The sequence below is a fragment of the Domibacillus sp. DTU_2020_1001157_1_SI_ALB_TIR_016 genome (assembly GCF_032341995.1).
In the GTDB taxonomy this organism is placed as follows: Bacteria; Bacillota; Bacilli; order Bacillales; family Domibacillaceae; genus Domibacillus; species Domibacillus indicus_A.
This window is the reverse complement of the sequence record NZ_CP135439.1, coordinates 146,373-157,566: the sequence shown is the minus strand read 5'-3', so window position 1 is coordinate 157,566 and position 11,194 is coordinate 146,373. Positions and strand designations below refer to the sequence as shown.

Sequence of the window (11,194 nt, the reverse complement as noted above, 5' to 3'; positions counted from 1 at the left end):
TGGTGAGAACCCTTAAACGTACTTTACATCTGTTTCTTTTTACCCTGTCCGTTTCCCGCTGGTGATCATTCGTCATAAAAAAGGAGCTTATACAAGCAAAAAAGACTGCCATTCACTATAGTTTGCCAGGATTCGGACACGAATTAGCCGACCCGGTGTTTCACCAAAAAGAACATACATTCGCTGATATGTTATACTGGCAGAAAGGAGCTGACGAATGATGGCAGATTTAAAAGATATATATAATGATAACTTTATCAATTCATTAGCCGATGCGCTTGAGCGGGCTGACTTGTCCTTTAACCGAAAAGCATTCTTAAACTGTGTGTATCAAGAAGAATGGGAGTCTCTGGCTCTTAAACAACGCATTCGCCAGTTATCAACTGCGATGTATATGGGAATCAATAAACCTTTTCCAAAAGCGCTCCCTGTGCTGCTGGATGCAGCTCCTTCGTTCAAACAGCTGGCAGGACTTGTATTTCCGGATTATGTAGAGCAGTATGGGCTTTCCTTCTGGGAGAAATCGATGGACGCGCTTGCCCAGTTAACCGTATACTCCACTTCTGAGTTTGCCGTCCGGCCTTTTCTGCTGCAGGATCAAGAACGCATGCTTTCTCAGATGATGAAATGGACAAAAAACAGCAATGAACATATACGCCGGCTCGCAAGCGAAGGCGCCCGCCCGCAGCTGCCGTGGGCACAGTCGATTCCAGCTTTTAAACAAGACCCCGCTCCGCTTTTTGCACTGCTTGAGCCGCTTATGCAGGATGATTCACTGTATGTACGAAAAAGTGTCGCGAACCATTTAAATGATATTTCGAAAACGCACCCGGACCTTGTTATTGAGTTTATCCGCCAGCAGCATGGACAGCATCCCCATACCGACTGGATCCTGCGCCATGCCGCCCGTACATTGCTCAAGCAGGGAAATGCGGATGTCCTCCGCCTGTTCGGTTATCCAGACAGTGAGCACGTTTCCGTTCAACGGCTCACCCTTGAAAAACAGACGGTTGCGATTGGTGAATCGCTGCATTTTTCAGTAGAACTCCATGCTGCACAAGATACAAAAGTACGGGTTGAATATGCGATTGACTATATGAAAAAAAACGGCCGTCCAAGCCGGAAAGTATTTCAGCTTTCGGACACTCACCTTGCAGCCGGACAATCCAAAGTAATAGTCCGTACCCAATCTTTTCGCGATATGACAACTCGCAAGCACTATGCAGGTGAACACACTCTTGTCATTCTCGTAAACGGAATCTCAAAAGAAAGTATGACTTTTCAGGTTACAAAATAAATATGACCAATTGGGTTTTTTCTCCTTTTTTACTTTTTATCCTGTAAAATAGATGCGAGTGAATCTCTAATTGAAAGAAACGGAGAAACCATACCGTTGCAGAATTAAAGCAGGTGAAGGAGCCCCACATCGTTCGTTCCGTTTAAAAAAACGTTCAACTGCCCGCCGCTTTTCGATACAATAAAAGAAAGACAACTGGAAAAGTGTGGTGATTCTTTGTTTAAACTGCTGCTGATTGAAGATGATGAAACGCTGTTTAAAGAAACGAAGGAACGGCTGACGCAATGGTCATATGATGTTTACGGGGTTACCGATTTTGGACAGGTGATGAAAGAATTCACAGCTTTAAAGCCTGATTTGGTCATTATTGATATCCAGCTGCCGAAATTTGACGGTTTTCATTGGTGCCGAATGATTCGCACCCATTCCAACGTGCCGATTTTATTCCTGTCTTCACGCGACCACCCGACTGACATGGTCATGTCTATGCAGCTTGGAGCGGATGATTTTATTCAGAAGCCGTTTCATTTTGACGTACTGGTTGCCAAAATACAAGCCGTGCTGCGGCGTGCCTATAATTACAGCACTGCCCCGTCCCTTCTTAAAGCCTGGTGCGGTGCTACAGTCGATTACGATAAAAACCTTCTTCAAAATGAGTACGGGTCAGTCGAACTAACGAAAAATGAAATGTTTATTTTAAAACAGCTCATTGAACAAAAAAACAACATTGTCAGCCGGGAAAAGCTGATTAAAAGTCTGTGGGACGATGAGCGGTTCGTCAGCGACAATACATTGACGGTTAATGTAAACCGGCTGCGAAAAAAGCTGGATGAACTCGGGATCGGCCATTTTATTGAAACAAAAGTCGGCCAGGGATACATGGCAGTTGAAGAGGAAAGCGTATGATCGGAACCTACATAAAAGAACGGCGCAGCTGGATTGGCTTTTTTCTCGTTCAGCAACTGCTCCTGTTTCTGGTTGTATTCGTCGATACAACCATTCCCTTTTCATCTATTTTATATGTAAACTTCTTGTCTGCCCTTCTTTTCCTCGTTTTCTTCTTTTTCCGCTTTCAAAAAGAATCGGCTTTTTACCGGGAGCTGCAGGAACGGGACACCTCACTGGACGGAGAACCGCTGGCTGAGGCGGAAAGCCCATTCCAAAAAATCGTTCACACGTACTTCACAAAGCAGGTTGAACAGTACAAACAGGACGCTTCCCGCCATCGGACAGAGCTTGAACAGGAAAAAGACGATCTGATGTCCTGGGTTCATGAAGTGAAAACCCCTTTAACCGCCATGCATTTAATGATAGACCGGATAGAGGACGAGAGGATGAAAGCGCAGCTTACGTACGAATGGCTGCGCGTTCATCTGCTTTTAGACCAGCAGCTGCATCAAAAACGGATGCCATTTATTAAAAATGACTTGTATGTTGAGCACGTGGTGCTGGAGCCGATCCTATTTACCGAAATACGGTCTCTCCAGTCCTGGTGCCTGCAAAAAGGCATCGGCTTTGATGTTGAGATAACCGGTCCGCCTGTACTGAGCGATGCAAAATGGCTGGCGTTTATTTTTCGGCAGCTGCTGACAAACGCGGTGAAATACAGCGATTCAGGTGATATTATGATTCGCAGTATCCAAAGAGGAAATCAAACAGCCGTTGCGGTTACCGACTTTGGCCGCGGCATTTCGCCACAGGATCTTCCACGTATTTTTGATAAAGGATTTACGGCAACCGGCAGCTTTCATCAAAACGATTCTGCCACGGGGATGGGACTTTATTTAGCCAAAAAAGCGGCTGATTCTCTATTGATTGAATTAGAAGCCATTTCCCATCCCGGCTCCGGCACAACCTTTACACTTACGTTTCCTGAGCCGAATGCGTTTGTCCGCCTGACAAGCATGTGACGAAAATGTCACATGCTTTTGCTTTTTGTTCGTCAAATGAAAGGACTTTCTCCTCTCCTCTTTTTACAATAAATGTATCAACTAAAGGAGTGAATCGATATGAGTATGTTAAAAGCGGCGAAGCTTCGCAAAAGCTACGGAAACAAATTCAATCGCCAGGAAGTGTTAAAAGGCATTGATATGAATGTGGAAAAAGGCGAGTTCGTCAGTATCATGGGTGCATCCGGTTCTGGTAAAACAACGCTTTTAAATGTCCTGTCCTCCATTGACCAGGCAAGCCAGGGAACGATCTGGATTGACGGCCATGAAATGACTGGGATGAAAGAAAAAGGGCTGGCCGAGTTCCGCAAGCACCACCTTGGCTTTATTTTTCAAGACTATAACCTGCTCGATACATTGACGGTCAAAGAAAATGTCCTGCTGCCGCTGACGATTGCCAAAACCGGTCCAAAAGAAGCGACAGAGCGGTTTAATGTCATTGCCAATGAGCTTGGCATCTATGAAATCCGGGATAAATATCCAAATGAGATTTCCGGCGGGCAAAAACAGCGGACATCCGCAGCACGGGCATTTATTCATGAACCGAGCATGATTTTTGCGGACGAGCCGACCGGTGCCCTTGATTCTAAATCGGCCTCTGACCTTTTAAATAAATTAACGGCACTTAATAAGAAACGAACCGCTACGATTATGATGGTTACACATGATCCGACCGCGGCAAGCTTTGGAAGCCGGGTTATCTTTATTAAAGACGGAAAAATGTATACCCAGCTTAATAAAGGAGAGCAGTCAAGGCAGGCTTTTTTCCAGGATATTATGAAAACGCAGGGTTTACTGAGCGGGGTGCAGCATGAGCATTAATGGACTGATTCTCCGAAATTTAAAAAAGAATGTAAAAAACTACTATTTATACGTGTTTGCCCTCGTGTTCAGTGCCGCACTTTACTTTGCGTTCGTTACGCTTCAATATGATCCGGCGATGGACGAACTAAAAGGCAGTATGAAAGGAGCTGCAGCTATTCGGACGGCTTCTATTCTTCTGATTGCCATCGTGACGGTTTTTATTTTGTATGCCAATGCGATTTTCATTAAGCGCCGCAGTAAAGAAATCGGCCTCCTGCAGCTGATTGGGCTGACGAAAGGGCAGATTTTCAAGCTGTTAAGTGCCGAAAACCTGCTGCTTTATTTCGGCTCCCTCGTGATTGGCTTGTTTGTCGGATTTGCGGCTTCAAGGCTTGTCACGATGATTTTGTTTAAAATAACGGGTGTAGGCGCTGTGGCTTCCCTGTATTTTTCATCACAGGCACTTTTGCAGACCTTAATTGTCTTTACGATAATTTATGGATGTATTTTGGCGGTGAACGGGCTGTTTTTAAAGCGGCAAAATATTTTATCCCTCTTCCGGGTGACAGGTACAAGAGAAGAAAAAGGAAGACGTATTTCGATTTGGGAAATTTTCATTGGGCTTCTTGGTATCCTTTTTATCGCAGCCGGCTACTTTATTTCCTCTAAATTGTTCGGCGGCGACTTTACTTCAATGAACGAGCTGTTTGCAGCGATGGCGTTTATTCTCGCTTCGGTCATTATCGGAACTTATTTGTTCTATAAAGGGTCTGTCCGTTTTCTGTTTCATCTTGTCCGCAAACGGAAAAATGGCTATTTACATGTGAAAGACGTGCTGTCGCTTTCTTCTATTATGTTCCGAATGAAATCAAACGCCCTCATGCTGACGGTTATTACAACGTTGTCGGCACTGGCGATTGGCCTGCTGTCACTCAGCTACATATCGTACTACTCGGCGGAAAAATCAGCGCAGCAGCAGGTACCGAATGATTTTGTCGTTCCGAATGACCAGGAGGCCACAAAGCTAAAGCAGGCGTTTGACGCAGAAAATATTACCTATGAAGAGAAACGGATCGAGGTTATACAGGCAGTAGTGAATACGTCTGATATTCTCAGTACCACGCTGGATGAAACAACGTTTGATGCCGATAAAATGCAAATGCCTATCATTAGCGATAAAAGCGTAAAAGGTATGAATCTTTCACCAGATGACACTCTTTTTTCCGGTTATGTAGATATGCTCAGCAAGGTGATGCCGCTTGAAGATTCCGGTTCTATTGAGCTGCTTGGCAAAACAGAAACCATTCCGCAAAACTATATCGGTCTTGAGCGGGATTTCTTGCTTCCGTACACCTTTACAAGCGGCGGCCTGCCGACTGCAGTGGTGGATGATACGGTATTTAACCGCTTAAAGCAGGACGCTGATCCATCTCTTCAGTATGGTACTTCTCTTTATATTGGACTGGATGTAACCGACGAATCGCAGCTGGACAAAGCGAGTGACGTATTTTCTCAAGGATCTTACAATCCGGCTTTCGGCACAGAGCTTTCCCAGTCACAGACAGCCGAGATTCAAAAACAAAATATGGGGCTGATGATGTTTATCGTTGGCTTCCTGGGCTTAACGTTTCTCGTGACCTCCGGCTGTATTTTATACTTTAAGCAAATGGATGAAAGCGAAGAAGAACGGGGCAGCTACACCATTTTACGCAAGCTTGGCTTTACGCCCGGTGACCTTGTGCAGGGGATCCGCATGAAGCAGTTTTTCAGCTTCGGCATTCCGCTTCTGATTGGTCTTTTGCACAGCTACTTTGCTGTACAATCCGGCTGGTTTTTCTTCGGCGGCGAGCTGTGGACACCGATGCTTATTGTCATGCTTTTATATACGGTGCTTTACTCAGTATTCGGTATTCTGTCCGTTCTCTATAGCAAAAAAGTGATCAAAGATGCGCTTTAATATCATAAAATCCTGCTCTGAAAATCAGAGCAGGATTTTTCCATTCTTTCATCTATTTTAAACGGGCAAGCGTTTTTTCAAAAATTACCTCCAGGCCTGATGAGTTCGTTACCGACTGGATCATCGCCTGCATATATTCATCATAGTCAAGCTTTTCGTAAGCCCATTCGAAGCCGAAACGCTTTGCATAATGAAATAAAAAAATACGGGCCGTCCGCCCATTTCCCTCGCGGAACGGGTGCAGCATGTTTAATTCGGCTTTGTAATAAGCGAGACGTTTGGCCGCCTGGGCCGTCGTCAGCCCCTGCAGCGAATCATTCGTTAACTCATTGAAAATGTGAGCGGCCATGCTGCCCAGGTAAGAAGCGTGGCAAAAAACCGTCGTTCCTTTTGAAATGTTCACATTCCGGTATATGCCGGCAAACGGATAAACATCTTGAAACAGGAAATGATGAAGCTGTTTAAATTCCTCTTCTGTAAAATGCTTCAGGACGAAGCCGCCTCTTTCCATTTGAGCAGCGCGTACCGTAAACGCAAAAGCTTCGGCACTGCCCAGTTCCTCCAGCGTTCTTGCGCCGATTACATTGTTTTGAAGCAGATACTCGTCGTTGAGCCCGTCAAAGTACTTTCCCATGAAATTGTTCCTTGACCGATTCACTTGTAATTTCTTTTTTTGAATTTACCAGCTGAAGAGCCTTTTCCTGCAGATGTTTGCTCAGCTCTAAATTTTCAAGAGACAAGTTTTTTAAAATGCGGTTAAATTCCTTTGATGTTGCGCTTAGCTTTTTCACTTTTTCACAACCCGCCATATCCAGTTTATTTCCCTCTATTATACCACACGCACTACTCTCCAGCATGCGGCTGAGCCGGGTATAAAACTTTGACAAATTTCGACAAAAAAAGACGTTTTCACTTACCTGAAATATTGATAACGCTTACTATTTGAAAATATCTTACTATTTAAAAAAAGCAGTTGACCTAGGCGGCAGAAACCGTTAGAATCTTTACATGTTTGTAGAAAGAATGAGGGTTAAGCGTGAAAAATACAGTATTTAGAAAGAAAAGTGTCGAATCGTTGTTAGGGAAAAATGGCCCTGGGCAGCTTCAGCAGACGCTTGGAGCGTTCGATCTGACGTTGATGGGTATAGGTGCTATCGTCGGAACAGGAATCTTTATCCTTCCCGGAACAGTAGCTGCTACCCACGCTGGACCGGCTATCATCTTTTCCTTTGTCGTTGCTGCAATTGTTTGTGCTTTGGCAGCTATGTGTTATTCAGAGTTTTCTTCGGCTGTACCGGTAACGGGCAGTGCGTACACATATAGCTATATTGTCTTTGGAGAATTGGTCGCCTGGCTTGTCGGCTGGGCATTAGTATTGGAGTATGGATTGGCTGTGGCAGCAGTCGCAACCGGCTGGTCTGCTTACTTCTCCGCGCTTTTAGAAGGATTTAATATTCATCTGCCAAAAGCGATTTCAGGTTCCTTTAATCCGGCAGAAGGAACGTACGTAAACGTTCCAGCTATGGCAATTATTTTCATTATTGCCGTTCTGCTGTCGCGGGGTGTAAAAGAATCTGCCCGCTTAAATCAGGTGATGGTATTTATTAAAGTGGCGGTTATCTTGCTGTTTATCTTTGTTGGTGTATTTTACGTAGAACCTGCCAACTGGCAGCCGTTTATGCCGTTTGGCGTGGGTGGCATTATGACCGGTGCTGCACTCGTATTCTTTGCGTATCTAGGATTCGATGCCGTATCGTCTGCAGCGGAAGAAGTGAAAAATCCACAGCGGAACATGCCAATAGGTATTATTGGTTCCCTGTTCGTTTGTACACTGCTTTACGTATCTGTTTCACTTGTCCTGACAGGCATGACGCCTTATACGACGTTAAATGTAAGTGACCCGGTCAGCTTTGCCATGCAGCTTGTCAACCAGGATTGGGCAGCCGGTGTGATTTCACTCGGTGCCGTTATCGGGATGATTACCGTTATTCTTGTAATGATGTATGGCGGAACGCGTCTTCTTTACGCGTTCAGCCGCGACGGCTTGCTTCCGAAAATGCTGTCTGAAGTCGATCCGATTTCCAAAACACCAGTGAAAAACACATGGGTTTTCGCCATCATTATCGCGTTTTGTGCAGGCGTTACACCACTTTCTAAATTGGCAGAGCTTGTCAACATGGGTACGCTCGTTGCGTTCACGATCGTATCACTCGGTATTTTGTATTTGAGAAAAAACAAAAACATTCCATCTGGCGGCTTTAAAGTACCGTTCTACCCGGTCTTGCCGATTCTTTCTTTCTTTTTGTGCTTGTTCCTTATGACCCAGCTTTCTGGCCTTACATGGATCGCATGCGGCATCTGGTTTGTCATCGGTCTGTTGATTTATTTCGCTTATGGCCGCAAACACAGCACGTTGAATACAAAATAAGAAATACAAAAATGCATAACAGTCTGGCCTTGCAGCTTAACCGCTGCAGGCCGGGCTGTTTTTTTATATCCCTCTTTCCCGCCAGAAACAATGAAAGGAAAAACGAGCGGGTAGGATAAAGGCTGAATTTAAAGTGACGGTTTTTACGTAAAGACTGTTAAAAGAGAATCGTAACCGTAGCCGAACTCTTTATAAGAGTTCGGCTTTTCATTTCTCCTTTAAGCTCCCTGCTTGTCACAATCGATGAATACAAATAGCTTAATGAAAAAGTGCGCGGCATATAGATAAGCGACTACTTTTCATGAGGAGGAACTTATGTTTAATGCGAAAAAGCCTGCAGCTAAGCTCTATTTGCGGACGCATCGCCTGCGGCCGGAAAACCAGGAAGTACCCGTTCAATTTGTCAAAACCGACACGGTACCTGATCCATTGTTTTACCGGCGGAACCATTTTTCTTATCCTTCCCTTTCCTATTCTAATTACTGGCTCTCTATAAATGGATGTGTGGCTAAACCTGCCCTTCTTTCCATACAAGATCTTCTTCATCTTCCATCTAAAACGGTTCAGGTCGTGCTGGAGTGCTCAGGGAACAAACGAAGTTTATTCCATCCTAAAGTATTCGGTGAGCAATGGGAAAAAGGAGCGATCAGTCAGGGTATGTGGAAGGGTGTTCCGCTGCGCATGCTGCTTGAGGCAGCCGGATTGAAAAAAGGAGCGAAAGAAGTAGTCGTGGAAGGTTATGACTACGGGAAAAGAACCGACTTAGACAAAGTGTATACGTACGCGCGGAGCCTGCCTATTGAAAAGGCCCTTCATCCGGATACGCTTATTGCTTATGAATATAATCATCAGCCGATTCCTTTTAAGCACGGGTATCCATTGCGGCTTATCGTTCCACAATGGTATGCGATGGCTTCCGTTAAATGGATCAAACAAATCACCGTTATAGACGATCACTATACAGGTCCTTTTCAATCCGTCGACTATGTGTATTATCCGCACAAAGAAACAAACAAAGATGCGTTCCCCGTTACCCATATCAATGTCAATTCAACGATTCAAAAACCATTGAATATGGATATTTTAAATACTGGAACACATATGATACGAGGAATTGCCTGGACCGGCAAAGGCGTGATTACAAAAGTAGAAATCAGCTTCGACTGCGGGCGAACATGGCTGACGGCAAAAAAGGAGGCTGCCCAGACGGGTTATGGATGGGTTTCCTGGTCATATGAATGGAAAGCACAGAAAAAAGGAGAATATACGATCATGTCAAGAGCGGTTGACTCCTACGGACGAACACAGCCGGCCTCCCCGTTTTGGAACCGGAAAGGCTACGGATACAATGCCATTGATCAAATTAAAGTGAAGGTCGAATAATGAGCTGCTTACAAGTTAATAGAGCAGATTGAGCGGATGCTTTCTGCTCTATTTTTTATTACATATACGTTGTATGGACCTGAACAGGTTGGAAATAGTAAGAGTATCGTTTTTACACGCAGGAGGAAACAAATGAACTTACATTCTGGAACGTATTACTGGCCGGCCACTTTCCCTGATGCCCCGTCCTATCCTTCTCTGGACCAGGATCTTAACTGTGATGTCTTAATTATCGGAGGCGGAAGCTCTGGTGCCCAGTGCGCTTACTACCTTGCTTCCCACCGTTTAGATGTAGTGGTGGTGGAAAAAGGAAAAATCGGCTTCGGCAGCACGATTACGAATACAGCCCTGATTCAATATTCAGGCGAAAAAATGTTTACGGACCTGATTCATACATTCGGAGAAGAATACATCAGCCGGCATGCCCGCTTGCTGAAAGAAGCCATTGATGAAATCGAGGAAGCCTCCAAAACGGTCGACCTTGATTTTGAATTCAGCCGGCGGGACACTTTATATTCCGCCAGCTCCAAAGAAGATGTTTCACCCTTAAAGAAGGAATATGAATGGCTGAAGCAGCAAGGCTTTAAACTGGATTTTTGGGATCAAAATAAAATCAAAGCTCACTATCCGTTCAGCCGGGAAGCCGCGATTTATTCTTACGACGACGGCGAACTGAATCCATTTAAATTTACCCACGCCCTGCTTGGGTGGGCAGCGAAAAGAGGCGCTGAGGTTTACGAAGAAACAGAAGTGAATGGCCATTATTACGACCGTGAGCAAAAACGCATGGTTGTGTCGACAAAAACGGGACACTCGATCCGGGCACGCCGCGTTATTTTCGCAGCGGGATACGACGGAATAGACGTGAAAAAGGAGAAAAAAGCTTCTTTCGTAAGCACCTATACCGTGACAACCAGCCCGGTCGATGACTTATCCACCTGGCATAATCGTACGCTGATTTGGGAAACCGCCCGTCCCTACTTGTACCTGCGTACAACAGCGGATAACCGGGTTTTGATCGGCGGTCTCGATGACAATACAACGTATTCCGAAGACCGTGACAGCAAGCTGGTGCATAAAAAGAAAAAGCTGATTGAGGAGCTGGAAACATTATTCCCAGGCCTGAATGTAAAGCCTGAGTATTATTCCACGGCTTTTTATGGAGGAACGGTCGATGGTCTGCCGATTGTCGGCCGATACGATGATTACCCGGACAGCTACTTTTTATTCGCCTTTGGCGACAACGGAACTGTATACAGCCAGCTGCTCGCTAAACTGATTGCCGAGGATATACGGGATGGCCACAGTGCTGATTTAGACCTGTACCGGCAGGATCGGCCCCTGCTTGGTAACCAATAAAAAAAGGAGCGGCTCCG

Annotated in this window: 10 protein-coding genes; 8 read left to right on the top strand and 2 right to left on the bottom strand. The window is 45.1% G+C overall.

Annotated elements, in window-relative coordinates:
* Positions 1–220 precede the first annotated feature (220 nt).
* The 5 genes from RRU94_RS08785 (at position 221) to RRU94_RS08765 (ending at position 6,007) form a co-directional block, all read left to right on the top strand.
* Positions 221–1,297 carry a DNA alkylation repair protein gene (locus RRU94_RS08785; RefSeq protein ID WP_315695883.1) on the top strand — a complete coding sequence of 359 codons (1,077 nt, stop codon included), beginning with the start codon at positions 221–223 and terminating at the stop codon, positions 1,295–1,297.
* 216 nt (positions 1,298–1,513) lie between these two features.
* Positions 1,514–2,203: a response regulator gene (locus tag RRU94_RS08780; protein WP_315693742.1), complete on the top strand. Its 690-nt coding sequence runs from the start codon at positions 1,514–1,516 to the stop codon at positions 2,201–2,203.
* Entirely contained in the window at positions 2,200–3,207 is a 1,008-nt protein-coding gene (locus tag RRU94_RS08775; RefSeq protein ID WP_315693741.1) for a sensor histidine kinase, read from the top strand. Before RRU94_RS08780 ends, RRU94_RS08775 begins: the two co-directional genes overlap by 4 nt.
* A gap of 99 nt (positions 3,208–3,306) precedes the next feature.
* Positions 3,307–4,068, top strand: coding sequence for an ABC transporter ATP-binding protein (locus RRU94_RS08770; protein WP_315693740.1), 762 nt, complete (start codon positions 3,307–3,309; stop codon positions 4,066–4,068).
* On the top strand, positions 4,058–6,007 hold the full coding sequence (locus tag RRU94_RS08765; protein WP_315693739.1) for an FtsX-like permease family protein: 1,950 nt from the start codon (positions 4,058–4,060) through the stop codon (positions 6,005–6,007). The genes RRU94_RS08770 and RRU94_RS08765 overlap by 11 nt, the downstream gene beginning before the upstream one ends.
* A gap of 52 nt (positions 6,008–6,059) precedes the next feature.
* On the opposite strand, the gene RRU94_RS08760 is transcribed toward RRU94_RS08765, so the two are convergent.
* Positions 6,060–6,641: a Fic/DOC family protein gene (locus RRU94_RS08760; RefSeq protein ID WP_315693737.1), complete on the bottom strand. Its 582-nt coding sequence runs from the start codon at positions 6,639–6,641 to the stop codon at positions 6,060–6,062.
* Positions 6,625–6,798: a Zn-dependent hydrolase gene (locus RRU94_RS08755; RefSeq protein WP_315693736.1), complete on the bottom strand. Its 174-nt coding sequence runs from the start codon at positions 6,796–6,798 to the stop codon at positions 6,625–6,627. The genes RRU94_RS08760 and RRU94_RS08755 overlap by 17 nt, the downstream gene beginning before the upstream one ends.
* A 245-nt stretch (positions 6,799–7,043) precedes the next feature.
* Here RRU94_RS08755 and RRU94_RS08750 point away from each other — a divergent pair, with 245 nt between their 5' ends.
* The 3 genes from RRU94_RS08750 (at position 7,044) to RRU94_RS08740 (ending at position 11,177) form a co-directional block, all read left to right on the top strand.
* A complete protein-coding gene (locus tag RRU94_RS08750) occupies positions 7,044–8,435 on the top strand; it encodes a branched-chain amino acid transporter BcaP (RefSeq protein ID WP_315693734.1) in 1,392 nt (463 codons plus the stop codon).
* 315 nt (positions 8,436–8,750) lie between these two features.
* Positions 8,751–9,818 carry a sulfite oxidase gene (locus tag RRU94_RS08745; protein WP_315693733.1) on the top strand — a complete coding sequence of 356 codons (1,068 nt, stop codon included), beginning with the start codon at positions 8,751–8,753 and terminating at the stop codon, positions 9,816–9,818.
* Between the two features lie 132 nt (positions 9,819–9,950).
* Positions 9,951–11,177: an NAD(P)/FAD-dependent oxidoreductase gene (locus RRU94_RS08740; RefSeq protein WP_315693732.1), complete on the top strand. Its 1,227-nt coding sequence runs from the start codon at positions 9,951–9,953 to the stop codon at positions 11,175–11,177.
* Positions 11,178–11,194: the final 17 nt, after the last annotated feature.

Excerpts from the sequence above, each read along its gene's own strand:
- RRU94_RS08785 (WP_315695883.1), top strand. The coding sequence starts at position 221 with ATGGCAGATTTAAAAGATATATATAATGATAACTTTATCAATTCATTA.
- RRU94_RS08775 (WP_315693741.1), top strand. The coding sequence starts at position 2,200 with ATGATCGGAACCTACATAAAAGAACGGCGCAGCTGGATTGGCTTTTTT.
- RRU94_RS08770 (WP_315693740.1), top strand. The coding sequence starts at position 3,307 with ATGAGTATGTTAAAAGCGGCGAAGCTTCGCAAAAGCTACGGAAACAAA.
- RRU94_RS08765 (WP_315693739.1), top strand. The coding sequence starts at position 4,058 with ATGAGCATTAATGGACTGATTCTCCGAAATTTAAAAAAGAATGTAAAA.
- RRU94_RS08760 (WP_315693737.1), bottom strand. The coding sequence starts at position 6,641 with ATGGGAAAGTACTTTGACGGGCTCAACGACGAGTATCTGCTTCAAAAC.
- RRU94_RS08745 (WP_315693733.1), top strand. The coding sequence starts at position 8,751 with ATGTTTAATGCGAAAAAGCCTGCAGCTAAGCTCTATTTGCGGACGCAT.
- RRU94_RS08740 (WP_315693732.1), top strand. The coding sequence starts at position 9,951 with ATGAACTTACATTCTGGAACGTATTACTGGCCGGCCACTTTCCCTGAT.